The 26,938-nt window shown below is 43.9% G+C and carries 25 protein-coding genes; 8 read left to right on the top strand and 17 right to left on the bottom strand.

Annotation, left to right across the window (positions count from 1 at the left end; all coding sequences use genetic code 11):
* Positions 1-129: 129 nt before the first annotated feature.
* On the bottom strand, positions 130-1,923 hold the full coding sequence (locus ACO05P_RS10455; protein ID WP_421750653.1) for a tetratricopeptide repeat protein: 1,794 nt from the start codon (positions 1,921-1,923) through the stop codon (positions 130-132).
* Positions 1,924-2,159: 236 nt separating this feature from the next.
* Between ACO05P_RS10455 and ACO05P_RS10450 the strand changes: the two genes are divergently transcribed.
* The 6 genes from ACO05P_RS10450 to ACO05P_RS10425 all read left to right on the top strand — a co-directional run bounded on the left by ACO05P_RS10450 (position 2,160) and on the right by ACO05P_RS10425 (position 9,850).
* Complete coding sequence (locus tag ACO05P_RS10450) at positions 2,160-3,251, top strand: acyltransferase family protein (RefSeq protein WP_421750652.1); 1,092 nt, start codon at positions 2,160-2,162, stop codon at positions 3,249-3,251.
* A 126-nt stretch (positions 3,252-3,377) separates the two neighbouring features.
* The gene (gene leuS, locus ACO05P_RS10445) at positions 3,378-6,164 is read left to right on the top strand and encodes a leucine--tRNA ligase (RefSeq protein WP_421750651.1); all 2,787 of its coding nucleotides are present in this window, start codon (positions 3,378-3,380) and stop codon (positions 6,162-6,164) included.
* A 128-nt stretch (positions 6,165-6,292) separates the two neighbouring features.
* Entirely contained in the window at positions 6,293-6,544 is a 252-nt protein-coding gene (locus ACO05P_RS10440; RefSeq protein WP_210759981.1) for a hypothetical protein, read from the top strand.
* A gap of 51 nt (positions 6,545-6,595) precedes the next feature.
* Positions 6,596-7,414: a DUF3108 domain-containing protein gene (locus ACO05P_RS10435; protein WP_421750650.1), complete on the top strand. Its 819-nt coding sequence runs from the start codon at positions 6,596-6,598 to the stop codon at positions 7,412-7,414.
* 38 nt (positions 7,415-7,452) lie between these two features.
* Positions 7,453-8,448 (top strand): tryptophan 2,3-dioxygenase family protein, encoded by a 996-nt coding sequence (locus tag ACO05P_RS10430; protein WP_421750649.1) that lies wholly within the window; start codon positions 7,453-7,455, stop codon positions 8,446-8,448.
* A gap of 118 nt (positions 8,449-8,566) precedes the next feature.
* Positions 8,567-9,850 carry a peptidoglycan DD-metalloendopeptidase family protein gene (locus ACO05P_RS10425; protein ID WP_421750648.1) on the top strand — a complete coding sequence of 428 codons (1,284 nt, stop codon included), beginning with the start codon at positions 8,567-8,569 and terminating at the stop codon, positions 9,848-9,850.
* Here the strand turns inward: ACO05P_RS10425 and ACO05P_RS10420 are convergent.
* From ACO05P_RS10420 to pgi, 11 genes are all read right to left on the bottom strand, one after another.
* The gene (locus ACO05P_RS10420; protein ID WP_421750647.1) at positions 9,847-10,608 is read right to left on the bottom strand and encodes an SDR family NAD(P)-dependent oxidoreductase; all 762 of its coding nucleotides are present in this window, start codon (positions 10,606-10,608) and stop codon (positions 9,847-9,849) included. The genes ACO05P_RS10425 and ACO05P_RS10420 overlap by 4 nt on opposite strands.
* Positions 10,608-12,341 carry a single-stranded-DNA-specific exonuclease RecJ gene (gene recJ, locus ACO05P_RS10415; protein WP_421750646.1) on the bottom strand — a complete coding sequence of 578 codons (1,734 nt, stop codon included), beginning with the start codon at positions 12,339-12,341 and terminating at the stop codon, positions 10,608-10,610. The genes ACO05P_RS10420 and recJ overlap by 1 nt, the downstream gene beginning before the upstream one ends.
* A gap of 56 nt (positions 12,342-12,397) precedes the next feature.
* Positions 12,398-12,925, bottom strand: coding sequence for a YceI family protein (locus ACO05P_RS10410; protein WP_421750645.1), 528 nt, complete (start codon positions 12,923-12,925; stop codon positions 12,398-12,400).
* Positions 12,922-13,998 carry a chorismate mutase gene (locus ACO05P_RS10405; protein ID WP_421750644.1) on the bottom strand — a complete coding sequence of 359 codons (1,077 nt, stop codon included), beginning with the start codon at positions 13,996-13,998 and terminating at the stop codon, positions 12,922-12,924. Before ACO05P_RS10405 ends, ACO05P_RS10410 begins: the two co-directional genes overlap by 4 nt.
* Before the next feature lie 41 nt (positions 13,999-14,039).
* Entirely contained in the window at positions 14,040-14,843 is an 804-nt protein-coding gene (locus ACO05P_RS10400; RefSeq protein ID WP_421750643.1) for a universal stress protein, read from the bottom strand.
* A gap of 20 nt (positions 14,844-14,863) precedes the next feature.
* Positions 14,864-17,131 carry an NADP-dependent malic enzyme gene (locus ACO05P_RS10395; RefSeq protein ID WP_421750642.1) on the bottom strand — a complete coding sequence of 756 codons (2,268 nt, stop codon included), beginning with the start codon at positions 17,129-17,131 and terminating at the stop codon, positions 14,864-14,866.
* A 12-nt stretch (positions 17,132-17,143) separates the two neighbouring features.
* Positions 17,144-18,343 (bottom strand): GTPase HflX, encoded by a 1,200-nt coding sequence (gene hflX, locus ACO05P_RS10390; protein ID WP_421750640.1) that lies wholly within the window; start codon positions 18,341-18,343, stop codon positions 17,144-17,146.
* A gap of 3 nt (positions 18,344-18,346) precedes the next feature.
* On the bottom strand, positions 18,347-18,781 hold the full coding sequence (locus tag ACO05P_RS10385) for a hypothetical protein (RefSeq protein WP_421750638.1): 435 nt from the start codon (positions 18,779-18,781) through the stop codon (positions 18,347-18,349).
* Between the two features lie 49 nt (positions 18,782-18,830).
* Complete coding sequence (locus tag ACO05P_RS10380; RefSeq protein WP_421750637.1) at positions 18,831-19,271, bottom strand: hypothetical protein; 441 nt, start codon at positions 19,269-19,271, stop codon at positions 18,831-18,833.
* A gap of 77 nt (positions 19,272-19,348) precedes the next feature.
* Entirely contained in the window at positions 19,349-20,221 is an 873-nt protein-coding gene (locus ACO05P_RS10375) for a hypothetical protein (protein ID WP_421750636.1), read from the bottom strand.
* Between the two features lie 7 nt (positions 20,222-20,228).
* Positions 20,229-21,884, bottom strand: a complete 1,656-nt coding sequence (pgi, locus tag ACO05P_RS10370) for a glucose-6-phosphate isomerase (protein WP_421750635.1) — start codon at positions 21,882-21,884, stop codon at positions 20,229-20,231.
* 70 nt (positions 21,885-21,954) lie between these two features.
* Here pgi and ACO05P_RS10365 point away from each other — a divergent pair, with 70 nt between their 5' ends.
* On the top strand, positions 21,955-23,070 hold the full coding sequence (locus ACO05P_RS10365) for a fatty acid desaturase family protein (RefSeq protein ID WP_421750633.1): 1,116 nt from the start codon (positions 21,955-21,957) through the stop codon (positions 23,068-23,070).
* A 32-nt stretch (positions 23,071-23,102) separates the two neighbouring features.
* On the opposite strand, the gene ACO05P_RS10360 is transcribed toward ACO05P_RS10365, so the two are convergent.
* Positions 23,103-23,741 carry a NifU family protein gene (locus ACO05P_RS10360; protein WP_421750632.1) on the bottom strand — a complete coding sequence of 213 codons (639 nt, stop codon included), beginning with the start codon at positions 23,739-23,741 and terminating at the stop codon, positions 23,103-23,105.
* A gap of 87 nt (positions 23,742-23,828) precedes the next feature.
* Here ACO05P_RS10360 and ACO05P_RS10355 point away from each other — a divergent pair, with 87 nt between their 5' ends.
* Entirely contained in the window at positions 23,829-24,353 is a 525-nt protein-coding gene (locus tag ACO05P_RS10355; RefSeq protein WP_421750631.1) for a gamma carbonic anhydrase family protein, read from the top strand.
* Here the strand turns inward: ACO05P_RS10355 and ACO05P_RS10350 are convergent.
* Genes ACO05P_RS10350 through ACO05P_RS10335 form a run of 4 tightly spaced genes read right to left on the bottom strand, consistent with a single transcriptional unit; the run spans position 24,350 to position 26,920 of the window.
* The gene (locus ACO05P_RS10350; protein WP_421750629.1) at positions 24,350-25,351 is read right to left on the bottom strand and encodes a S41 family peptidase; all 1,002 of its coding nucleotides are present in this window, start codon (positions 25,349-25,351) and stop codon (positions 24,350-24,352) included. The two genes, ACO05P_RS10355 and ACO05P_RS10350, sit on opposite strands and share 4 nt — an antisense overlap.
* Entirely contained in the window at positions 25,348-26,115 is a 768-nt protein-coding gene (locus ACO05P_RS10345; RefSeq protein ID WP_421750628.1) for a hypothetical protein, read from the bottom strand. The genes ACO05P_RS10350 and ACO05P_RS10345 overlap by 4 nt, the downstream gene beginning before the upstream one ends.
* Complete coding sequence (locus ACO05P_RS10340; RefSeq protein WP_421750627.1) at positions 26,112-26,501, bottom strand: DUF2141 domain-containing protein; 390 nt, start codon at positions 26,499-26,501, stop codon at positions 26,112-26,114. The genes ACO05P_RS10345 and ACO05P_RS10340 overlap by 4 nt, the downstream gene beginning before the upstream one ends.
* Positions 26,502-26,503: 2 nt before the next feature.
* A complete protein-coding gene (locus ACO05P_RS10335; protein ID WP_421750626.1) occupies positions 26,504-26,920 on the bottom strand; it encodes a gliding motility-associated C-terminal domain-containing protein in 417 nt (138 codons plus the stop codon).
* Positions 26,921-26,938: the final 18 nt, after the last annotated feature.

Here is a 26,938-nt window from a genome sequence, read left to right as displayed (position 1 = left end):
AATAAAATTCGTCACTCTTTTCATAAACAATGGATACCAACAATAGTATCAAAGTTTTCCCGAATTAATGGATTTCAGGGGGTAAACAATAGGTTAACAGGGGATTTAACTTGCTGACAATTAAATGCTTCAGATTAAATCGTCCAGGAATTCACTGAGGTTTATATCCGAATTTAGGTCCATTTTTTTACGTAAACGATGCCGCATAACCTTCACTGAGGCCGGTGATATATTCTTTACCGTGGCAATTTCCTTGGTGGATAGTTTTAATCTCAGTAATGCACACATCTGCTGTTCGCTTGGACTTAAATCCGGGTAGCGCTCTTTGAGTTTAGCCATAAACTCATGGTTGATTTTCGAGATGTTTTCCTGGAATACCTTCAAATTACTGTCTACTTGCAATTGAGATTTGATGTAGTTTTTTAGGTCTTTGATATCCTGAGGACTCGATTCTCCATCCTTGCTAATTTGATTGAGTTTGTCCAAAAGTTCATTGGTAAACTCTTGTTTGCGAGTAATGGCAATGGCAAAATCTACCAGATCCTGGTTTTTATGATTTAGGACTTCTTTTAATTGGCGGCTTTCCAATGATTTATTCTGCAATTTTAATTTGGTAAGCCGACTTTCTACTTCTAATAGTTCGCGTTTTTTGGTTTGCTTTCGGCGATAGCTGTAAAAAGCAATGATCACGGCCAATAGCAATAGAATTGCCGCTGCACTAATTAAAATTACTTTTAAGGAGTTAACCTCCCTTTCACTTTCTATTAATAGAGCTAAAAGATTACGCTCTCTTTCAATTCGTTTTTGTTGCAAATTCACCAGGTCATGTACATGGCTGTTAATCCGTGATTTACCGGCTGAAATTTGCTGATTAAGCAATTGCTGCTGACGTAAGGATTCGATGGCTAAACCAGCTTTCCCCAGTTTTTCATAAGCTAAACTTAAGGTGCCAAAATAATCGAGCAGTGCTGCCGGCGACTGTCTTAAATTTTTTTGAGCGCGAGCTAAATGTTCCAGAGCTTTTGGGCTTTGACCTAATGCTATTTCTGCCCTGGCATATTTAATTAGGTAAAAGCCATAATGGAGGCTATCCGTATTTCCATGGGCATTAAGGCTTTTTAAAGCTTGGGTGCTGGCGCTTAATTCGCGGGCTGCAGCCACAAAATTGGCCTGGTTTAAGTGGCAATGACCAATATTACCCCGCACTATTGCATAGAGAAGGCTGTCGGGGCCAAAAGTTTGGCTCATTCCTTCAAAAATTTGAGTCGCCCGATTATAGTGCTTGAGGGCCTCGGTATAATTACCCCGCTGCTGGTAATTGTAGCCAATATTATTATTACAATGCATGCGTATGGAGGCATCGCCCAGGTCTTCTGCGATTCGATTCGCTTTTTTATAATAATAGGCCGCTGAGTCAAATTGCTGACTTTGTCCATAGAGAAAAGCCAGGTTTTCATTGGAATAGTAATAGTCTTTTTGAGCATGACTGCGGCCAATAAGAGAGCAGTGAATTTTCTTGTAATCAATGGCCATTTCATAGGCACCTAGTTGGCTGAAAGAACTGGATAGAATATCAACCATCATGATGCTGTCTTCCAATTCAAAAAGCTGATTGCTCTGGGGATCTAACTCCAAAATGGCTTCAATAGCTAAATGTGGTGAGTGCAGGCGAGAATACAGGTGCGCTCTTTCCAGCTTTCCTTGAATAATGGCTTTTTCATCGCTAAGATCCTGGGCCAGCTTTAGGCCTTCATTGAGGTAGCGAGCAGCTTCGGCAGAGTCATTACAGTCTGCTCCAAGCTTATATAAGTAGTAAACATGCTGTAAATCTTGCTTTGATTGTTGCTCTGCATCAGCAATTTGCTGTCCGAATAGAATCGGACCCAAGGCTAGCAAAATGAGTAAATAAAAGAGTCGGTTCATTCCCCCAAGGCTGGATACATGGCTACTTAAAAGATAAAGGTAAAGTTTTAAGCTGCTTTCCAGTCCAGGCTCGCCAGAAAGAAAGGGAGAGCCTGCTTCAACTGAATTAAATGAAGTGGAGGTTTTCGTACAATTAGTACCTTCGGCGCTTTCTTTTTTTCAAGGGCCAGAAGGGATGGGGAATAGACAATTCCCTAAGTTAATGGCGATAGTGAATGAAAGGCTTAAAACAGCAGATGAACTACATTAAAGGATTCGATGGTCTTAGATGTTACTCCATTCTTTTGGTGGTTGTAACTCATTTAGGTATCGCCCATCAGTTCGAAGAAGGCTCTTATCTGCGGGATCATCTTTTCTATTTCTTCTCAGGGCCTGCCGGGGTAAATATCTTCTTTGCGATTAGTGGTTTTTTGATTACCACTTTAATTTTAAACGAAATAAAAACCACTGGGAACTTTAATGTAAAGCTCTTCTTCTACCGCAGGTTTTTACGACTCTTACCCCCAATCATTCCCTTCTATATCGCCCTGTATATTTTTATGCAATTAGGCTATGTTCGCGAAACCACCATCGGTTTGCTGGCCTCTATCTTCTACCTCTTCAATTTTGTTCCCCGCGCCAAAATTTCCTGGTCACCCGAATTAAGTCATACCTGGTCTCTGGCAGTAGAAGAGCAGTTCTATATTTTCTGGGCGATCATATTTAAATTTTTTAATAGCTATAAGCGAAGTATCTTAATCTTCGTAATCCTCTTTTTGTGTGTATTAGCTTTTTATTTCCTGCCTTCAATAGTGGTTCACATCAAGGGGCAAGACTATTTTCTGGAAGAGGTGTTTTTTGTGGATCGCTGGGTAATACCGGCAGTTGCTCCTATTCTTTTAGGGGCACTGTTTGCTCAGCTTAATTTTAGTAACTATAAACAGATTCGCGAAAAGTTCAAGGGTAATCTTCCAGGTTATTTTAGCCTTTTGGTTTTCCTGTCGCCATTATACTTGCCAGAATTCCTGATGCCATGGGTAAAGATATTTCATGGATTAGGCTCCACATTTTTACTCCTCTGGGTTTTCAATAATCAGGAACGAGGAATTATTCGGGTATTGGAGTGGGCCCCCATAAAATATATTGGAGTAATCTCTTATGGGGTATATATCTGGCAAGGTTTCTTTGTGCGGACTGGTCCCAATGGAACCCCTAAAATCTGGCTTCATGACTTCCCCTATAATGTGGTCTTAACTTTTGTTGTGGCGATTCTTTCTTACGAATTGTATGAAAAGAAAGTACTGCGATTAAAGAAGCGATTTAAAAGCACTGCGGCCAAGCAAGCTTAACTCGGACTGCGGAACCTTATCCCTGGGAATAGACCAAGCGTCTATCGATTCATCGGGATTGCACGCTTTTATTATGACAAGTAGGGCAAAGCCTGTATTTTCGCGCCCTCATCCCATCGAAAACTCATGGATTACAATTTTTCTGAAATCGAAAATAAATGGCAAGCCTTCTGGGCCAACCAAAAAAGCTTTGCCGCCGAAGAAAACAGCGAAAAACCCAAGTACTATGTGCTGGATATGTTCCCTTATCCATCCGGAGCCGGACTACATGTGGGTCACCCGCTGGGCTATATCGCTTCGGATATTGTAAGCCGTTATCAGCGTCATCGTGGTTTCAATGTATTGCATCCTATGGGCTACGATTCCTTTGGCTTGCCAGCTGAGCAATATGCCATTCAAACCGGGCAACATCCTGCGGTTACTACCGAGCAAAATATTAAGCGTTATCGCCAGCAATTGGATCGCATTGGTTTTGCCTTCGATTGGTCGCGAGAAGTACGCACCTCTGATCCTTCCTTTTACCGTTGGACCCAGTGGATATTCTTGCAGATGTTCGATGCCTGGTATGATTACGATGAGGAGCAAGCCAAGTCTATCGAAGAATTGATCTGGTATTTCCATAAAAATGGCAGCGATGGATTGAATGCCGCTTGTGGCGAAGATTTGCATTTTACGCCCGAAGAATGGGAAGGCTATGATGATGCCACCCGTGAGCAGATCTTGCAAAATTACCGCCTCGCTTACCGCAGTGAAAGCACCGTGAACTGGTGTCCGGCCTTGGGTACCGTATTAGCGAATGATGAGGTAAAGGATGGCTTAAGCGAGCGAGGTGGGCATCCAGTAGTACAAAAGAAAATGATGCAGTGGAGCATGCGTATCACTGCTTATGCCGATCGGCTTTTAGCTGGGTTGGATTGTATTGATTGGTCAGAATCTTTAAAGGAATCGCAGCGTAATTGGATCGGGAAATCGCAAGGAGCATCGGTGTTCTTCGAATTGAAAGACCATGAGGCCAATATTGAGGTGTTTACCACTCGTCCGGATACCATTTTTGGCGTGAGCTTTATGGTATTAGCTCCCGAGCATTATTTAGTGGATGAGATTACTACCCCCGAACAAGCTGAGGCAGTAAAGGCCTATCAAGAGCAAGCTGCCCGTAAGAGCGAACGCGATCGGATGACCGAGGTAAAGAGCATTAGCGGCGTATTTACCGGCGCTTATGTTAAGCACCCTTTTAGTGGAGCGGAAGTACCGGTATGGATTGCTGACTATGTGCTTGCTGGTTATGGAACCGGAGCCGTAATGGCAGTGCCCGCACACGACAGCCGCGATTGGGCTTTTGCCAAGCACTTTGATTTACCCATTAAAGAAGTGGTAAGTGGCGGCAATGTGCAGGAAGCTTCTTACGATGCCAAAGAAGGAAAATTGGTGAATAGCAATTTCTTGAATGGCTTGGAAGTAAAAGCCGCCATTGCCAAGGCTATTGAAGCCATTGAAGACAGAGAATTGGGTAAGGCCCAGGTTAATTTCCGTTTGCGTGATGCGGTATTCGGTCGCCAGCGTTATTGGGGAGAGCCTATTCCGATTTATTATGTAGATAATATGCCACGTCGAGTGAAGGAAGAGCACCTTCCTTTGGAATTGCCGGCAGTAGATAAATTCTTACCCACCGAAGATGGTGAGCCACCTTTGGCGCGTGCTTCAATGTGGAACTACCATCCTGATAAAGGAGTGGTGCCCGCCGGTGAAGGCTATCCACTGGAAACTACCACCATGCCGGGTTGGGCAGGCAGTAGCTGGTACGACCTCCGTTATATGGATGCTCGCAATACCGAGGCTTTCGCCGATAAGGAGAAATTGGATTACTGGCAGAATGTAGACCTCTATATCGGTGGTTCCGAACACGCCACCGGGCACTTACTATACACCCGTTTCTGGCATAAATTTCTGGTGGATAAAGGTTATTTGAATCAAGAAGAGCCTTTCAAGAAATTGATAAACCAGGGGATGATATTGGGTTTTTCGGCCTTTGCACATCGCATAGATGGTACTAATACCTATGTGTCCGCAGATCAGGCTAAGGATCACAAAACCTCTAAGGTGCATGTAGATGTAAGTTTAGTGAATACCTCGGACGAATTGGATATTGAGGCGTTTAAAACCTGGCGCGATGATTTGAAGAATGCAGAATTCATCTTTGAAGGAAGCTTTAAGGTGAGTCGCGAGGTAGAGAAAATGTCTAAGTCTAAGTTCAATGTGGTGAACCCTGATGACATTATCGAGCAATACGGCGCCGACACCTTGCGCCTTTACGAAATGTTCCTGGGACCATTGGAGCAAAGCAAACCCTGGAATACCGCTGGCATTAGTGGGGTGCACAATTTCCTGAAAAAGCTTTGGCGTTTATACCATCAAGGTGGAAACTGGAATGTAACAGAGGATGCTCCTAATGAAAAGGAGTTGAAAGCTTTACACACCTTGATTAAGAAATTAAATGAGGATATCGCCAATTTCAGTTTCAATACCTCGGTAAGTGCCTTTATGATTGCGGTGAATGAATTGACCGACCTCAAATGCAATAAGAAGGCGATTTTGAGCCAATTGCCAATTTTGATATCACCTTATGCACCGCATATTGCTGAAGAACTTTGGAGTCGTTTGGGTAATGTAGGGTCTATTAATGAGGAGCCCTATCCACAACATGAGGAAAAGTACTTGGTCGAAAGCTCGGTGAATTATCCTGTGTCCTTTAATGGCAAGGTGCGGTTTACCCTAAGCCTTCCGGCAGATATGTCGAAAGAGGATATTGAAAAGAGGGTGATGGCTGAAGAAAAAACCCAGCAGTACCTCGATGGTAAGGCTCCACGTAAGGTTATTGTGGTGCCCGGCCGGATTGTAAATATTGTTCTCTAAGAAGATGGATAAGCCCCGTATTCATATGCGGGGCTTTTTCTTTTCGATCGGTCGGATGGGCCTTCTTTATTGGATTTCTAAACCATAGGCTTGCGGCTATCTGAGGGCATCTTGTACCTTTACAGGGCATGAAGCCCGGACAACCCAGTATAGTTCCACGCAAGAAGAATAAAAAGGAGCAAAAGCGCTTCCTCATTCAGGATGCCTTTTCCTATTTATTCAAATCGGCCGGATTGATAGTATGGGTTATTGTTTTTGGATTAGCCTTGCTCGAAATTAAGCAGTATTACCATATAGATCTGATTCCGGGATACGATAGTGCAGTGGATGATGTGTACGGAGCCATTCGCGGATTTTTATCCGAGCTTTTCGGATTTTAATACCAATAGCCTCTGGCATTACGTTTGTAATAGACTCTGTAAAGAACAACCATGAAAGCCTTTTTCTTAAGCCTCCTTACTCTTGTGCCTCTGGCTTCCATGCCTCGCCTTTCGGCGGATGAGAAGCCTCAATCTGAACAAAGAGTAGAACAATTACGAAACCTCAATCAAAGAGCATTTAAGCCAGGTGAGGTTTTAGAGTACCGCATTCGCTATGGTCTCATTGAAGCGGGCAAAGCCAAATTAGAAGTAAAGGAAATTGTTAAGCGTTCGGGCCGACCTTCCTACCATGTGGTTGGAACCGGCAGAACTACCGGCATGACCGAATGGTTCTTTAAAACCCGCGATCGTTACGAAAGCTTTATCGATACCGAGGCCATGGTGCCCTGGGAATTTATTCGCGATGTAAATGAGGGAGGTTATGAAATTGAACGCCACCTGATTTTTGATCAGTACCAGCAAACCGTGCGCGATTTAAAAGCTCTGCACAAGGGGGAGTTTAGCTATGAAGAATATGCTCAGGATATGATTAGTGCCTTTTACTATGCACGTTCCTGGGATGCCAGTAAACTGAAAAAGGGTGATGAAATAAGCTTCACTATGTTTTTAGATCATGAGCAATTTCCCTTCAAATTGGTGGTATTAGGTCGGGAGAATATAGAAACGGATTGGGGCGATATTTCCTGCTTGGCCTTGCGCCCGAAATTGCAAGAAGGAAGGGTGTTTAGTGAGGAAGAAGGCATGACCATTTACGTGAGTGATGATGAAAACAAGGTGCCTATACTGATCGAATCTTCCCTTTTTATCGGATCAATACGGGTAGAGTTAACCGGCTATAAAGGTCTTCGTCATAATCTTCGTTTTAAATAGGTCTTTTATTATAGTTTTACAGAGCTAAATACGAGACCATGCCTCAAGATGTAAAGATCACTCCCGAAATTCAGGAACGCCTGAACCTATTGGCCGATAAGTATCAGGCTAGTGGACAGGAATTACTGGATTTCCTCGATGGTTTACTTTACCAGGATTACAATACTTACTGGGATTATATCCACTTAGATACCCTCTTATCCTTACAAACTCCCATCACCGATATTCCGGATGAGGAGATTTTCATCATGTACCACCAGATTACAGAACTCTATTTCAAGTTGTCCTTGCATGAGTTCCGTCAGTTGGCAGATGAGAATTCGGTAACCGCCGAATCCATGACCCAAAAATTGAGTCGTATTAACCGTTATTTCGAAGCTTTAACGCGTTCATTTGGAATCATGGAACAAGGAATGGATCGCCATCAGTTCCTGAAGTTTCGCATGTCCCTGATTCCCGCTTCTGGATTTCAATCCGTGCAATACCGATTGGTTGAGATTTGTGCTACAGATATGATTAATCTCGTAGACAAAGATCATCGGGATGAAATGATGGAGCATGATCCCAGTATAGAACAGATGTATGAGTACATCTATTGGAAGAAAGGCGCAACCATTGCCGAATCAGGTCATAAAACTCTTACGCTTAAGCAATTTGAGAAGAAGTATTCCGGGATGATTATTCGTCATGCTAAGGAATTCTACCATACGAATCTTTGGCAGAAGTACCTGGAGCTTCCCGAAGAGGAGCAGGCCAATGAAGCCTTGAAAGACCAAATGCGTTTACTCGACTTAAATGTAAATGTATATTGGCCCCTACAACACTATAAAACTTCTGTGGTATATCTGGCTCGCCGTCCGGCGGATGTGCGCGCCACAGGTGGTACCAACTGGCAGAAGTATTTACCCCCTCGATTCCAAAAAAGAATTTTCTATCCTCAATTATGGACAGAGCAAGAGAAAGAGGAATGGGGCAAGTCATGGGTAAATGAAGTGTTGGAAGAAGTAAAGAAAAAGCAGGGACTGGGGCAATAATCAGATTAGGAACTCGTTAGACCCCCGTGGGTTTGTATATTTGCGGCCCTGCAACCACCACCTATTACAACCTTTTATGCAGTTAAGATTAAAATTGGTCCTTGTAGGATTGATTCTAGTGACCCCCTTAGTTATTCTTAACAACTTGGGAGTCTTTGATAATTTTGTGAATGAAGAGCCCGCCCCTGAAACCCATCAGGAGCAAGAAGAGGCTTTGTCGCCGGTTAAGGAAGTGCAGATGAAATACGGCTTGCCGGTAGACTCTTTTGAGCTTATCGACAATGTTATTTCCAATGGTGAGAGCTTTAGCAATATCCTGCTAAACTTCGGGATTGATTATTCCATGATCAACCGAATTGCCACTAATTACAAAGATATCTTTGATGTGCGCAATCTGCGCAGTGGTAAGGACTACACCATTTTTGCTGAGAATTTAGATAGTAGTCAGATAGCTCGCTATATGGTTTACAAACCCTCTGCAATTGACTATGTAGTTTTCGATTTGCGCGATACCGGCAATGTATATCTAGGTGCCGAAGATGTAGAAGTGCGCGAGAAATCCATTAGCGGTGTTATCGAATCTTCTCTTTATGAAAGCTTATTGGATCAAGGGGGTTCTCCGGCATTAGCGGTGGAGCTTTCTAAGGTTTATGCCTGGACCATTGACTTCTTCCGAATTCAGCCAGGTGACTATTTCAAGTTGATCTATGAAGAAAACTATATTCAAGATTCCATCAAGGTAGGAACCGGACGCATTTTAGCAGCCGACTTCCACCATAGTGGTCGCTCTTTTTACTCTTTCTTCTACGATAATGATACGACCTATCGCGATTACTTCGATGAGCAAGGTCGCAGTCTGCGTAAGGCATTCTTGAAAGCTCCATTAGACTTCTTCCGTATCTCCTCTCGTTTTAATCCTCGTCGTTTTCACCCCGTATTGAAGCGCGTGAAGCCACATTTAGGAACAGACTATGCGGCGCCACATGGTACGCCCATTATGTCTACTGCCGATGGTGAAGTGATTGCCGCGGCTTACACTCGAGGGAATGGTAATTATGTGAAGGTGCGTCACAATAGCACTTACACCACTCAATACTTACACATGAGCAAGTTTGCCAAGGGTATTCGCAAAGGCTCACGAGTACGTCAGGGGGATGTAATTGGTTATGTTGGTAGCACCGGTTTAGCTACCGGGCCTCATGTATGTTACCGCTTTTGGGTAAATGGTAAGCAGGTGGATCCGCTCAGTCAGGGTTTACCGGAAGCGGAGCCGATCACTGATGAGTTTATGCCCAGCTTCCAGGATTTTATGATGCCTTTGAAAAAGCGCATCGACTCGCTGAAATTACCTTTGGAAGAGCCTCAGGAGCCTAAAGTTCGATTGGCGCAATTGCAATCCTAAGCTTGTTTATTTACGATTGTTGAACTGGCCTGATCTACACTCATTACGACCAGGTCGGCAATATTTACGTGATAAGGTCTGCTGATTACAAAGGCTATGATATCAGCAATATCTTCAGCTTGTAGAGGTCTGAAGCCTTGATAAACCTTTGCAGCTTTTTCTTGATCTCCTTTAAAACGAACTTCGCTGAATTCGGTTTCTACCATACCTGGATGAATAGCTCCCACCCGAATATTGTGCTTATTTAAATCGATGCGCATGCCTTGATTAAGGGCATCAACGGCATGTTTGGAAGCGCAATACACATTTCCATTAGGATATACTTCTTTGGCGGCCGTAGAGCCGATATTAATGATATGGCCTTCTTTTCTTTCGATGAATTGAGGGATGATCTGCTTACTTACATAGAGCAAGCCCTTAACATTAATGTCGATCATGGCATCCCAATCTTCGAGACTGCCGCTTTGGATAGGGTCTAAGCCATGGGCATTGCCGGCATTATTGATGAGGATATCAATTTTTTGAAAATCGGCTGGCAAGGATGCAATAGCATTGGCTGCGGCTTCGGCATTCCGAACATCAAAGCTCAGGCAGTGGATTTCCGTAAATGCGGTTAATTGTTTTTCCAGTTCCGCTAATCGTTCTTCTCGACGGCCACAAAGTACCAGTCGGTAGTTTTCTCTTGCGAACCTTTCGGCACAAGCTTTACCAATACCACTGGTTGCTCCGGTTATAAATACAGTTTTCTTTTCCATCATTAGTCTTCTAATTCACTTTCTGCTTTAATATCCAATACCCTTAATTGTAAGGAGGCCTGTCCTCTAAAAACATTCAATTCTAAATGAAAGAGTAGGGCTACCGGCTGCTGGCTTTGTAAGAGCTCTAATTTAGGTCCTAAATTAAAACCGATCCCTTCTAAACACAAGCCGCTATCAGGATCTACTACCGATATTTTTAAGTGTTGGGCCTCATCACCTACTGTCCGGGAACCGCGGTCTATCAAATTACGGCAGCGTAAAAGGGGGGCCAGGTTCTCGGGGCCAAAGGGCGCAAAACGCTGAATAAGTCGATAGAATTTAGCGTCAATATCACTGGCGTCAATATCCAGATCATAAATCAGTCGCGCCTGTTTTTGCTCCTCGGTGATGCGTGCTTTAACGCTTTCCTCAAATGCCATTTTAAACTCGTCTAACTGTTCAGGCTTTAAAGTCATTCCTGCCGCTGCAGCATGTCCTCCGAACTGAATTAAGGAGTCCTCACATGCTTCCAAAGCATCGTAAAGGTCGAATCCTTCTACCGAACGTGCTGAGCCTGCTAGTTTATCACCGGATAGGGTGAGAACTACCGTAGGGCGATAATGACTTTCGATTAGTCGTGAGGCAACAATGCCAATGACTCCTTTATGCCAGTCTTCCTGAAACACCACCGTGCTCACAGCATTGGGAGAAAGTTTTTCTTCAATTTGGCGCAGGGCCTCTTTGGTGATCTGTCGATCTAAGTTTTTTCGATCTTGATTACGTATTTCTATTTCAGCCGCAATTTCAGGTAAGAGGCTGAGGTCGGTTCCACGTAAAAGATCTACTGCCTGTTGAGCGTGAGCCAGTCTACCCGCGGCATTAATGCGAGGAGCCAGCGTAAATACCACATCACCTATGCTGAGGCGACGATCCAATTGATTGGCCGTCCGCAGTAGGGCTTGAATACCTTCGGAGGGGTCGGAGTTTATTTTCTCCAAACCATAATAGGCCAGTACCCGATTTTCCCCGGTCATGGGAACAATATCAGCCCCAATGCTTAAGGCTAAAAGATCGAGTAGTTTCCAGCATTCGGAGCTATCGATTTGCCAATTTAGGGATAAGGCCTGGGCGAGCTTAAAGCCCACGCCACATCCACTAAGGCCTTTGTAGGGGTAGGAGCAATCCTTTCTCTTAGGATCCAGAACTGCCGCTGCTGCCGGAAGCTCCGGACCGGGTGTATGATGATCGCAAATAATAAAGTCGATTCCCAAACTTTGAGCATATTCAACTTTATCCAGGGCTTTAATGCCGCAGTCCAGGGCAATGATTAGGCTGGCATTTTCCGCATGCGCTCTATCAATACCTGCCTTGGAAACTCCGTATCCTTCACGATATCGATCGGGGATATAGGTAATGAAATTGGCGTAATGCCCTTGCATGAAATTGGCGAGCATGGCCACAGAGGTAGTGCCATCCACATCATAATCGCCATAGATCATAATTTTCTCATTGGCCTTAAGGGCCCGATTCACTCTGTCTACAGCGCGATCCATATCCTTCATCAGAAAGGGATCATGCAGCTCCTCTAAACTTGGTTTAAAGAATTGTCGGGCTTGGTCCAGGCTTTTAATTCCTCTTTGTAAAAGGAGGGTCAAGATTTTGGGATCAAGATCTAATTGAGCCTGAAGGGCCTTGAGTTCAGCAGGGTCAACCTGGGCTTTGGCCTTCCAGGTCATTTCCGGGACATTACGCATGCTGGCAATTTACAAAGCTCCTGGAGCTCTTAATGCGATAAATGATTTCTAAGCGCTTAAGCCGCTTTCTTTTCCAGATGCACCTTGATTTCGACCTCCTCACCTGCAGTGAAAGTGGATATATCAGTTCCCACCTCATAGTCGAAGCGATTGAGCACGAACTCACATTCGAGGATATCCTCATTATAGCTCAGGGCAACCGTGATGTATTTCTTTACACCTCTAATGTTGAGGTAGCCACTAACTTGCCAGCGATTGTCGCCCAGGTATTTGAACTTATCGCCATGGAAGCAAATTTGAGGATGTTTTTCAGTCCAGAAAAAGTCTTCGCTTTTTAAATGTTCATCTCGTTTTGTAATACCGGTTTCTATGCTGTTTACGTCCAGGCATATCTTTAATATGGACTTGTGCACGGCATCCATATTCAAATAGAGCGTACCATCCAATCCGCTAAGGCTTCCTTCAACGGTATTAAAGCCTAAATTGGATATTTCGAAGTTTACATTAGATTTTTCCGTATTGATATTTTGGGCGCTTAAGCTGAATTGCGCTAGCGCTAAAAGCAATAATAAGAGCTTATTCATTCGTGGTGATTCTTGATTTGGGTATCAATGGAGTATTTGTGCAAAAGCTGAAAGAGTTCATGTACCAATTCATCTTCCAGATCGAGGCTTAAGCCTTGAGCCTTGCGATTTTCCAATACCTTAAACCAACGTTTCATCTGAAAAATGGTTGCCTGGTTTTCATATTTCACCGGTCCAATAGCCTTGGCCAGATCCTGGCGACGGGAAATGAGCTTTAAAATCTCTGCGTCTACCTTGTCTATTTGATAGCGCAGCTCCTCTAATTTGGCGATATAGCGCTCGTCGTCAATCGCCTCATCCCGATGCTCCAAGGCACGATAGACCAAATCCAGGTCATAAGGCCGTAATTGTTGCAGAGGGTCACTTAATGCTTTATGGGGCTCAATATGAGATTCGATCATAAAGCCATCCATACCCAGGTCTAATGCAGATTGACAGACCTCTCCGATCAATTCACTGCGACCTGCAATATGGCTGGGATCGCAAATTACCGGTAGATCAGGGGCCAGGCGGCGCAATTCGAAGAACACTTCCCATTTGGGTTCATTGCGGAAGGGTTGACTTTGATAAGCGTAGAAGCCACGGTGGATGGCTCCTAATTTTTTTATGCCGGCATTATTGATGCGTTCCAAAGCACCTAGCCAAAGTTTCACCTCTGGGTGAATAGGGTTTTTTACCAAAACCGGAATGTCTGTTCCCTTTAAGGCATCAGCAATATCCTGAACATAAAAGGGATTTACCGTGGTGCGAGCACCAATCCAAATCATATCAATACCGGCTTCTAAGGCTTCTTCCACATGGCGGGCATTGGCCACTTCGGTAATAACAGGTATCTGATGCTTTTTACCAGCTGCTTTAAGCCACTTTAAGGCCGGGCTACCAATACCTTCAAAGGAGCCGGGCTTGGTACGCGGTTTCCAGACACCGCCTCGAAAGGCACTTACCAATCCGGTTCGTGCGAGTGAGTCTGCGGTTTGCATCATTTGCTCCTCACTTTCTACGCTGCAAGGACCAGCGATTAGTAAGGGTTTGGATTTTGGCTTTAGCCAATCATACAGGGCGTTTATCTCCATGCATTGGGTTTAGACCTTTCTCTCCTAATAAGGTCTGATATTTATTTTGGTTCATGCAGTACCAATAGAGGCAGGCGGCTATGATAGGCCAATTTATTGGTCATGCTTCGGTGGAACAAGCCCTCAAAGAAGCCATAGCGCTTGGCAATGGCAGTAATTAAATTGGCATTTTCTTTCTCAGCTTCTGCACTGATGGACTTTTCAATATCTCCACTTTTAAGAATGGTAAATTCATGCTTTACCCCTTCCAGGTTAGAGCTGTAGAATTTGCGACTGCCATCGGCCGGAGCTTTTTCGGTTTGTACATAAACCAGATCAATGCTCGAATTATTCAAAAGTGCAAACTCTCTTAAGCGTTGTAAAGGTTGTTCCTTCACTTTGAGGTCGAGATCAGTAGCAAATATGATTTTATCAATCTCGGTCCAGGTAGCAACCGGTGGAATTACCAGTACCGGCTTTTGGGTATTTTGAATTACCGAAGCGGCATTGGACCCGATTAGTACTTCTTCCAAACCACTGGCTCCTTTGGTTCCCATCACAATCATATCAATACTATCCAAGCGGGAAGTTTCGGTAATCAAGCGAATGGGATTGCCTAATCGAACTAAGCTTTCAAAAGGGATGGAATAGCGGCTTTTCAGCTCCTTCACATAATCCTTCATATTGCTTTCCGCATTTTCTTTCATCACCTCTAATAAGGAGGTGCTCATAGAGCGGTCGGAATAGGGAAGATCGTAGGCGTGTAATACAGTTACTTTACCCTGGCTTTTCTCAGCCAGTTTAAAAGCGTACTCAGTTGCAATGTCTGCATTTTCTGAGAAGTCGGTGGGAAGTAAGATATTCATTTTAAGAGGTTTAGATTCGGTTAGCGTGTTTGTGCGTCCACACTTGCTAAGGTAATCATATTTACAATTTCACGCACCGAAGCCCCCATTTGTAAAATGTGTGCCGGACGATTTACACCTAATAAAACCGGACCCAGGGCCTCAGCGGCTTCAAAGGACTGGAGCATTTTATAAGCAATATTACCCGCCGCTAAATTGGGGAATACAAAAGCATTCACTTTTTGATCCACCAAAGTGCTGAAAGGGAAATTCTCCTTGAGTAATTCCCGGTCTAAGGCAAAATTAGCCTGGACTTCTCCATCCACTATCAAATCCGGGTTTTCCCGATGCAGAATTTCGGTAGCCTTGCTCATGGTTTCCGATAGCTTATCGCTTTGATTACTGCCAAAATTGGAATAGCCCAGAAGAGCAATGCGAGGTACCAGGTTTATACGACGAATATTATCAGCCAAAAGGCGGGTAATCTGAACTACTTCATCTACGGTAGGTTCTTTAATTACAGTCGTATCGGCAAAAAACATCGGACCACGCTTAGTGAGCATGATATACATTCCCGCAATTCGATCCACCCCGGGACGGGTGCCCATGATTTTAAAGATGGGTTTAATTACTTCCGAATAACGACGAGTAGTACCTGATATGAAGGCATCGGCATCGCCTATTTCAGTCATAGCCACGCCAAAATAATTCCGGTCGCGCATGTATTTGCGGGCTTCGTATAAGGTCATGCCCTTACGTTGACGTTTCTTGAAGAGCAATTGGGCATAGGCCTCTGCACGTTCATTGGGCTCATGCGGATCAATCACCGGCAAATGCGAGATGTCTTCCAGGCCATTTTCTTCGATGAGGCGACTGATTTTCTCACGTCGACCTAACAGTATCGGTTGCGCTAAGCCTTCGTCCACAACAATTTGCGCTGCTTTCAAAGTCTTTAACTCATCACCTTCGGCGAGTACCACTCTTTGTGGGTTCTTAGTGGCTTTTTCTTGAGCAAGGCGGATGAACTTATCATCACGACCTAATCGGTTTAATAATTGCTCCTTATAAGCATCCCAATTGCGAATAGGCTCCTTTGCCACTCCACTGTCCATGGCCGCTTTGGCAACAGCCATGGCTACCTTAACAATAAGACGAGGATCAAAAGGTTTTGGGATGATATAATCGCGGCCGAATTGCAGATTACTTTCATTGTAAGCCAGGTTTACAATTTCGGGCACTGGCTCCTTTGCTAATTCAGCGATGGCTCTGGCGGCAGCAATCTTCATCTCCTCATTAATCTTCGTAGAGCGCACATCCAGTGCACCGCGGAAAATGAAAGGGAAGCCTAATACATTGTTTACCTGATTAGGATGGTCGGATCGGCCGGTTGCGATAATAATGTCCTTTCGAGCATTTTTAGCCTCATTATAATTGATTTCCGGCGTAGGATTTGCCAGAGCAAAAACAATGGGGTCTTGCGCCATGGAGCGCACCATTTTTGGTGTAAGTATTCCTCCCACAGAAAGGCCTACAAAGACATCAGCATGTTGAAGGGCATCACTTAGGGTATTGTGCTCCGTTTTGCGAGCGAAGAAACGCTTCTCTTCATTCAGGTCTTCCCGACGGGTAGTTATGATCCCTTTGCTGTCGGCCATTAGGAGATTTTCTTCCTGTACCCCCAAACTCATAAAGAGCTTAGCTGTGGCAGTGGCACTGGCCCCGGCACCATTAAAAACTACCTTGATCTTGTCCAGGCTTTTTCCCACACATTCGGTAGCATTTAATAGGGCAGCACTCGCAATAATGGCGGTTCCATGCTGGTCGTCATGCATCACCGGAATATCCAATTCTGCTTTCAGGCGTTCTTCAATGTAAAAGCTTTCCGGAGCTTTAATGTCTTCCAGGTTAATACCTCCAAAAGTGGGGGCGATGGCCTTTACATGCTCAACAAATTTCGCTGGATCCTTCTCATCAATCTCAATATCGAATACATCAATATCAGCGAATATCTTAAAGAGTACTCCTTTTCCTTCCATTACGGGCTTACTGGCTTCAGGGCCGATATCGCCCAGGCCAAGTACTGCCGTACCATTGGAAATTACTGCCACCAAGTTTCCTTTGGCAGTGTATTTATAAACGTTTTCTTTATCCCGAGCGATCTCCAAACAAGGATCTGCTACTCCAGGGCTATAGGCGATGGACAGATCACGTTGAGAGTTACTGGGTTTGGTGGGAACAACTTCAATTTTTCCCGGCCGACCTTGAGCATGATACTCCAGGCTAACCTTTTTACTAATTTTCGTGGCCATCTTATTGTTTGTTTAAAACAAGAAATTATTGTTTGGGTAGCGACGGGCGTGAATCTCGGCCAGGGTCTCGTATAAACGATTCCGCAAGTCTTCGATATTTTCTTTTTCCGTAGCTGAGATGAAAATCGCCTGTCGATCAGTCCGAGCAAACCAGGTAGACTTCCATTCTTCTAAGGTCAAATGTCGGTTGTTTTCCGGTTCCTGAAGGTCATCCGGGTCACGGTGCTCCGGAACATAAGCATCAATTTTATTGAAGATCATGATGGTAGGTTTTTCTCGACCATCAATTTCTGCAATAGTGCGATCTACCGTGCTGATATGTTCCTCAAAATTGGGATGGGAGATATCCACCACGTGAAGCAGTACATCGGCTTCCCGAACTTCATCGAGAGTTGATTTAAAAGACTCCACTAATTGAGTAGGCAATTTGCGAATAAAACCTACCGTATCCGACATCAGGAAAGGGAGGTTATGGATTACTACTTTGCGAACTGTAGTGTCCAGGGTGGCAAAGAGTTTATTCTCGGCAAAAACCTCTGATTTACTCAAGAGGTTCATAAGGGTTGATTTCCCAACGTTCGTATAACCTACCAATGCAACCCGTACCATGCTGGCTCGATTGGAGCGCTGTATGGCCATTTGCTTGTCGATTTTCTGCAATTGCTTTTTTAGCAAGCTGATTTTATCGCGGACAATCCGACGGTCGGTTTCAATTTCACGTTCACCAGGACCTTTCATACCGATACCCCCTTTTTGTTTACTCAAGTGAGTCCACATATTGGTAAGACGAGGTAAAAGGTATTGATACTGGGCCAGTTCTACCTGGGTACGAGCGTAGGAGGTTTGGGCCCGAGCCGCAAAGATGTCCAGGATCAGGTTGGTACGATCCAGCACCTTGATTTCGAAAATGCGTTCTACATTCTTCATTTGCGAAGGAGAAAGCTCATCATCGAAAATGGCCAGATCGATTTCTTCCGCTTTAATATAAGCGGCGATTTCTTCAATTTTTCCACTTCCCAAAAAGGTTTTGGGATTGGGTGAATCGAGTTTTTGGGTGAAGCGTTTAATAGAATCGGCTCCGGCCGTATCCGCCAAAAAGGCTAATTCGTCCAGGTATTCATCAACTTTTTCTTCACTTTGAAAGGTGGTAATTACACCAATCAATACCGCACGCTCACGGAGGTCGGTACGTTTCTTTTTGGTTTCAATCATAAATTAAGAAAGCCAGGCATCCCAAGGGATACGCGACAAGATGAGCAGCAAGCCCAGGCTGTAGAATAGAGCCAGACCACGGAATTTTTTTGAATTATCGCTGCTTCGCTTTGCACGGGAATATCCGATGGTGATTAAAGCAATGCTAATCAACATCACCGAAATATGTTCAACCGCGTACAGTCGCATTACCGAATCCTTCATAAATCCGGAGACGGATGTGTAGTTAAAGCCCTTAGGGCCAATAAAGTATAATAATAGTCCAAATACCAGTTGAAGATGACTCAGGATCAAGGTGATTAATGCTAATCGCTTATCACTTTTACCGAAGCTAGCACCATTTCCGGAACGCATCCAGAATACAATACAACTGATCAATAAAAGAGGGAGAAGTAAATAAGGTAATCCAGAGTGCAGGTGCTGTAATCCAGTAATCATCTTTGCAATTTTACTGCAAAGTTAATCAAAGAGGGGCAGGCTCCGCCTTCTATAGTTTACTATTGTTTTCGAGGACCTGTTCTAAGGAATTCTCCACATAAGCCTGCTTATCCTTACTTAGGAAGTAAAGGTCAAAATGACGCAGCTTTTTATCGCCAGAGCTGGAACTCACCGTTAAGGTAAGTCGATGCTTAAGCAGGCCCTTATCAATTTTATAGTCAGTCAAAATGATTTTGGCAAATTCATAATGGCGATGGCGAGGACTCTCCAAAAATCCAAACACTAAACTTCGTGTATCGATATGGATGATTTCGTATTCATCTTCATAGGAGAAGAATGAAAATCGCAATACGGCCAATAGCAGAATACCTACTGCAGAGAATAGGGCCAATTCATGATGTTCGAAGATGCTGGACAAGCTGCCAGCTAACATAGATAGTCCAAAATCAATGAAAATTAAGCCCACAAGCATACGCACGAGCCATTTCATAACATTGAAGAAACTCTTATTACTAACCTTCATAATAGTATAGATGCTCCTTTAAGAGGTGAATTAGGAGCAGAAGATTATTTATCCAAAATTATTACCAAGTACTTGGAGTTCTTCCAAAACTCTAATGGATTCGTAATCTTTAGCGCTTTTTTGAATTCATTGTCCTCCTCATATACGTAGGATTCTGTAGAGTGGTTTGTGATAATCTCCACTTTTTTATACTCTCCATTAAAGCTGAGGTCGGTAGAGTTTCGAATGTCAATCTTAGTAAAATATGAAGTGTTAAAGTCTTTGGCCAGAGTTTCAGTACGTCCAATTCCAATAAATCCTCCTTCTTTATCCACAACACCGGCTTCATTTAATTCTTCATAGGTGCCCATGGTATAGTAGGCGGTGTTTAATTCGGAGTCTTGCTGTTCAATGACTTTCTTCTGAGCCATGCCGGTTTCGGTAAGTAAGCCAACCTTTGAACTCAGCTGAGATACTTTGAAATTAGCTTGTTCCAATTGTCCATACAACTCGGCTACCTGCTCGTTCTTTAACTCAATCTGACGATTTAGGTTTTCGACCATTTTAAGGTACTTCCGGTTTTCGCCACGGCTGGAAGACAATTTGCGACGTAAGTCATCAATTGCTCCTTTATTCTTTTCGATTAAAGAGTTGATGGCTTCAATATCAGAGATCAGTTTGTCACGGGTTGAACCTTCGTTTTCGAGGCCCCCTTCCGAAACTTCGCGAATCGATTCTTCGCGTTCTCTAATACTACTTAAATTGTCTTGAACCTGTTGGAAGGTTGTCATGAAATCGCTGATCGTAGAATCTTGATCAACACTTTCCATACGAATGGAATCTAACTCAGCCTTTAAACGGGCGTTTTCTTCCTTAATTTCTTGATTGCAGGATGACAGTATTGTGACTGCAAGCAAGATAAAGCTCCACTTTTTCATCTTTATTTTATCCTTTTATCCCTCTGCGGTTTCTAATGTAGGTAATTAATCCTTTAGTACTAGCATCTTTGTCAATTTCACCCCCCTCTGAAAGCAGCGGTAGGATGGTGTTGGCTAAGGCTTTTCCGAGTTCAACTCCCCATTGATCAAAGGAGTAAATGTTCCAAACAATGCCTTGTATAAAAATTTTATGCTCATAAGCAGCAACCAGTGCTCCGAGGCTTTCAGGGTCCGACTTCTGACCTAATATAGAGGTAGTAGGACGATTGCCTTCAAACACCCGATAAGGAGCAATCTTTGCAATTTCCTCTTCACTGTTTCCCTTGGCTGTCATTTCGGCCTCTACTTCTGCTCGGGTTTTACCTACCATTAAGGCTTCAGTTTGGGCAAGGAAGTTGGATAATAGCTTCAAGTGGTGATCGCCCATATTATAATGACTCTCAGCAAAAGCTATAAAGTCAGCAGGAATAAAACGAGTGCCCTGATGCATTAATTGGAAAAAGGCATGCTGACCGTTAGTTCCCGGTTCCCCCCAAATTATGGGGCCCGTAGCATAGCTCACTTTCTCGCCATTGCGATCAATATACTTACCATTGCTTTCCATATTCCCTTGCTGGAAATAAGCGGCAAAGCGATGCATGTTTTGATCGTAAGGGATGATGGCCTCACTTTCGGCCCCCAAGAAATTTACATACCAAATACCCAAAGCGGCCATTTGCATGGGGATATTATCCTTAAAGTCGGCTTCCGCCAGATGGCGATCCATACTATGTGCCCCGCGTAAAAATTTTTCGAAGTTTTTATAGCCTAGTCCGCATGCAAGGCTAAGCCCGATGGCACTCCATACCGAGTAGCGTCCGCCAACCCAATCCCAAAACACAAACATATTGGTGGGGTCAATCCCGAAGTCAATTACCTTCTCCCGGTTGGTAGACACGGCCACAAAATGCTTGGCAATATCATTTTCGGAGGCATTGCTGCGTAAGAACCATTCGCGTGCCGATCGAGCATTGGTCATGGTCTCTTGCGTAGTAAAGGTTTTACTAGCAATAATGAACAAAGTCTGCTCTGGATCGAGGTCTTTTAAGGTCTCATTAATATGAGCACCGTCAACATTGGAAACATAGTGGCAGTGCAAATGATTGTGATAAGGCTTCAAGGCCTCATAAACCATAAGGGGGCCAAGGTCGCTTCCGCCGATGCCGATATTTACAATATGCTTAATGGTCTTTCCGCTATAACCTTTCCAGTTCCCGGAAATGATCAGATCCGAAAAGTCCTGCATTTGCTCCAGCACATTTTCGATATCTTCATTTACGGATTGACCATCCACTAAAATCTCTTCATCACTGAAATTACGGAGGGCGGTATGAAGCACCGCTCGATCTTCAGTTTCATTTATTTTTTCACCGCTAAGCATGGACTGAATGCCCTCTTTTACTCCACATTCGGCGAAAAGAGCTTCCAAAAGCGCAAAGCTTTCTTGATCAATTAAGTTTTTGGAGAAATCGAAGAGCAAATCTTTGTGCTCACGTTTCATTTTTTCGAAGCGATTCGGATCCTCGGCAAAGAGATCATTGAGGTGTTTTGCCCTCATTTCCCGTGCTTTGCTTTCCAGCTGGGTCCAAGCTTTAGTTTGGCTGGGATCGATACGTTTCAACATCTTGTTAAATCTTAAGATTTCAGTTAGCGAAGTTAATCTTCCTTCTTATTTTAGCCATGAAAATATTCGTATGCCCGAAAGCACTTACCCTCTGCAGAAAGTACGTTTCCCAAAAGCAGATTCTCTTTCATTCAGCAAGACTTTAAGAAGCAGAGTAAATCAATATTTTAAGGAGAAATCCTTAAACCCCAAAGCCAATTCGGCGATGTTCATGAAGACCATAGCGATGCTAGCTATGTATTTTCTTCCATTCCTGGCCTTATTCATTTTTAATCCCGGGCCCTGGGCCGTTTTAGGGCTTTTTGCCATTATGGGATTTGGTATGTCTGGTGTAGGTATGTCGGTTATGCATGATGCTGCTCACGGAGCCTATCATCGCAGTCCAAAGGTGAACGATTTTATCGCTTCCAGTATTTACCTTATTTCGGGTAACCTTACTACCTGGAGATTGCAGCACAATGTTCTGCACCATACTTATACCAATATCGAAGGTTTGGATGATGATTTAGATACGCATGGTTTATTGCGTTTACACCCAGATCAACCCTTGCATAAGCGCCATCGCTATCAGGTGTGGTACGCACCCTTACTGTATAGCTTGTTAACCCTTAATTGGGTGGTGATGAAGGATTTCTCTCAATTGATTCGTTACCAGAAGTCAGGTGTGGCGAAATTGAGTGATGAAGCTCTGCGCAAAGAGTGGATTAAATTAATTTACACCAAGGTTCTTTATTTCGGCTTGTTCTTGGTTCTGCCCATCGTGTTCTTGGCGGTGCCCTGGTATATTGCCGTATTAGGCTTCGTGATTATGCACCTGATCGCCGGCTTTGTATTGAGCTTTGTATTCCAATTGGCGCACGTAGTAGATCATGTGCAGGTGGCTCATATTCCTGAGGATGATAAAGCCATGGATGATGAGTTCCTGGCTCACCAATTGAAAACTACCTCCGATTTTGCCCGCAGCAATAAGTTGGTAGGTTGGTTTGTGGGAGGCTTAAACTTTCAGGTTGAGCATCACTTATTCCCGCATATCTGTCATATTCACTATCCTGCTTTAAGCGAAATTGTAAAGAAGACAGCCAAGGAATTCAATTTGCCTTATTACGAGCACCAAACATTAGGTCAAGCTATTCGCGCTCACCTTCGCAGCTTAAAGCTGTATGGCAATGCTAGCTTGAGTGCCTAATCGGTTCTGACTAAAATTCCGAATTTTATTTCCTAGCCATTAACGGCTTGCACCGCCTTGATTTGGCCGGGTAAGAAGTTTTGAAGCATGGCTTCAATGCCTTGCTTTAGGGTAGCGGTGCTACTCGGGCAACCACTGCAGGCGCCTTGCAACAATACACTCACTACGCCATCCTTGTGGTTTAGGAATTTGATGTTTCCTCCGTCATTAGCCACGGCGGGTTTTACATATTCCTCCAGTAAGGAAACAATTTTGGTGTCGATAGCATCCCAGTCTTCTTTAGCTTTTTCTTCAGGATGGATGTATCCGCTTTGAGCTTCAGGAGTTTCCTCAGAGGCTTCTTCTTCCTTAGATTTTAAAGCAGCTTCATTCAATACAATACCACCTTCGGCTAAAAAGTCGCGAATTAGTTCGCGCAGCTCCAGAGTAACTTCATCCCATTCTACAATGTCGTATTTGCTGATGGCAACGTAGTTGGAGCTAATGAATACCTCTTTCACAAAGGGGAAGTGAAAAAGCTTGGTGGCCAAAGGCGAAGGCTGGGCTTCTTCGATATTGCGGAATTCTACCGAATCTACCGAAACCAGAGGCTTGTTTGCCACAAACTTAAGCACGGTGGGATTTGGGGTCATTTCTGCATATACGCTAACGGGAACTTTGGCCGTATCCATGGGAATAATTTTTTGCAAAGATAGCAGGTGCTCAATTTCCGAGGGCCGTTCATTTGTCTTTAATTTGAGCAGATAAAGAGAATCAATATGGCTTTGATTAAAGCAGTAAAAGGTAAGGTGCCTCAATTGGGCGAAGATTGCTTTGTGGCGGATAATGCCACCTTAATAGGAGATATTCAATGTGGGAAACAATGTAGCTTTTGGTTTAACAGCGTAGCACGTGGCGATGTGCATTATATAAAAATGGGGGATAAGGTAAATGTGCAGGATAATGCTACCTTACATTGTACCTATCAGAAACATCCATTAGTAATCGGTAATAATGTTTCCATTGGCCATAATGCCATTGTACATGGTTGCACGATTCATGATAATGTTTTGATTGGCATGGGCGCCATTGTAATGGATGCTTGCGTAGTGGAAAGCAATAGTATTGTAGCCGCTGGCGCCGTAGTTTTGGAGGGAACCCATATTCCCAGTGGCAGTATTTTCGCCGGGGTACCAGCCAAGAAAGTAAAGGATGTTACTCCAGAGCTAATTTCCGGAGAGATCAATCGTATCGCCAATAATTACATTATGTACAGCTCCTGGATTGAGGATCCGGAAGCTTAGTCGAGGCGCTTTAGGGCTTCTTCAATATAGGCGTCATAGCCCTGTTGTAACAAGAGTGGATCGAGGTTAAAAGCGCTATCCGGCGGAAGCCCCATTTCGATATTAAAGCCATCAGGGGTAAAACTACGAGTGGCCGAGAAACGATAACGCCAGCCATTAGGGAGTTCAAAATCAATGGGTATGCCTCCACCTCCTCCTGTGGTGTCACCCATATGGTAAAAATGCGGGATGGATTTGCTAATAGCGGTAAAGGTGTTGGTAGCCGAATAGCAACGTCGATTGGTAAGCAACATCACGGGCTTGGTATAGTGGTAATTTCCGATCGGGCTTAAGCCAATAGAAACGGCGTTTCCAAATTCATTAGCACCGGCACCGGTTTTTTCATCGCTGATTAAGACGGTGGTGCTTTTAGTAAGGAAGCGAGAGGCCAAACGGTAGGTGTTATTGAGGCTACCTCCTCCATTATTTCGTAAGTCCAGAATTAGGCCTTTAGCTTCAGCGAAGTATTTAAATAGCAAATCCATTTGCCTTTCGCTAAAACCAGAGCTAAAGCTACTGTAGTGGATGTAGCCTATACTATCGCGCAAATAGCGATAGCGAAAGCCATTCATGATACGGTAATCCGAGCCTAAGTATTGGCGTTCCAATATTTGCTCATCAAAATTATCAGGTGAGTTTAGGTACCAGGACCAATTGCGATTTAAATCGAAGGGTGCCACTAAATTGACATGGCCATCTCGTAATTGATAGAGCAAGGTATCCAGCACCTCAAAGAGTTCTTCATCGCTCATGTTCGAGTGCACACGAGCTCTTTGAACAGCGCTAATTTGTTCCCAATTGATGTTCTTAATTTGGAAGAAACTGTATTTGTTTCCTACTGTCTCAACCAAGCTTTCAAAATTTGCTTGCGGGGAGGAGCCAGGATCTTCGGGCATTAAGCTGCGTTCACAGGAACTAAGCAAGAACAGCAGGACGATAGGTAGGAACCACTTTCTCATAGCTTATAAAAAACTTGCAGGCTTAGTAAATGCCCTCCATTGTAGGAAGGGTTGAAACGCTCAGTTTGGAAGTACTCCCACTGGTACATCAAACGAATTTGATTGCCATTGCTGCGATGCCAAATCAGGCTATGGCGAAAATCAGTCTGCCAGGTATCGCCCCAAAAATGATGTCCGCGATCAGCGATCTCGCCACCACTGTATTGTCGAATGTAATTAGGTCTAAGGATATAGGTGCCAAAGGGAATATTCCATTCGCTTTGCCAGGACCAATGCCAACTGCGACCAAAAATTCTTGTGGTTCTGCTATAGGTATAGGCGATACTCGGGCCATATCCAAAGAATCCACTAAAGCTTTGGGCGCTGTTATTATACTGATTGTGGGTTCTGAGGATGAATATATTTTGACTATAAAGGCCCGCTAGAAATTGATGCTTCCCTTTTTCATGCACTCGATAACGCAGACTGTAATGGCCTCGAAAACCCAGGCTGGTGGTGCGGCTATTTTGATCGGGATAGGCGGCTGGATTTTGCCATCCTCCAAGTCCGCTAATGTCTAGATTATTCATCCAGTGGCCCTTATAGGTATGCCAGCCTAAAGCTACATTTCCAGATAAACCTCGATAGGTATTTGGGGAGATATAATCGTCTTTAAACTGATCGAGGCTGCCGCCGAGCGCAAACCATAGATAATCACCTCGCAACTTTTCCTGTGCTTTCGCACTGAAGCAAAGAAGGAAAAGCAAGGGGACTAAATACTTCATTCCAAACGTAGACTTATGGTTTGGGCGTTTTTAAATTCAAAGAGTTGATCTGCTAAATCGGGCGGGCCAAAAGTGCCCCGAGCATTATTGCTAAAGGCATAAACCTCGGTGGGGATACCCGCAAAATTGCGATCTATCTTATCATTATCATTGGCATCGTGAAAACAGGCAATGGCATAGGTGCCAGGTGCTAAATCCAATTGGATGAGCTCGGGAATTTCGTCAACCTTTTGACTGTATTTAAGAATGATCTCACCTTGGGCATTTTTTAGCCTAAGCATAATTTTCCCTTCAATTCGCTCCAAGCCTTCAACCTTAATATTAAGTTTTTGCTTTTGAGCCAGACTTAAAAAGGGAATAAGAATCAATAGAAGAAGTATGCGCATAATTAGCGAATAAGTACCACCGAACCCTGTTTGTTGTACTTAACGGGATCCGCTTTGCGATTGTTGTAATTTACCATTTCAGCGCTAAGCTTAAAGAGGTAAACACCTTGTTGCAAATCTTGATTTTCGAATCTTCCGTCCCAGGCTTTTTCGGCATCAATGGTATTGCTTTGGTAAACCAAACGTCCCCAGCGGTCAAAAACCTGAAGGGAGAATTTTACCAATTCGCAGTTTTCACTGATGCGAAGTTCAAAGCGATCGTTGATATTATCGCCATTAGGGGTAAAAGCATTGGGAATGTACAGGGGGCACAAAGCAGAATTGGAGGCAGTGGATCCGTTTCCGTGAGGAGATTGGGCCCATGCTGATCCAAGGCCGAAGCCCAAGAAGAGTACTGCTATGTAGAGATATTTCCGCATACTAATTTCCCAAATGTA

The sequence above is a fragment of the Croceimicrobium sp. genome (assembly GCF_965228705.1).
Classification (GTDB): domain Bacteria; phylum Bacteroidota; class Bacteroidia; order Flavobacteriales; family Schleiferiaceae; genus Croceimicrobium.
The sequence above is the reverse complement of the archived record's forward strand: the minus strand, read 5'-3'. Positions and strand labels throughout refer to the sequence as shown.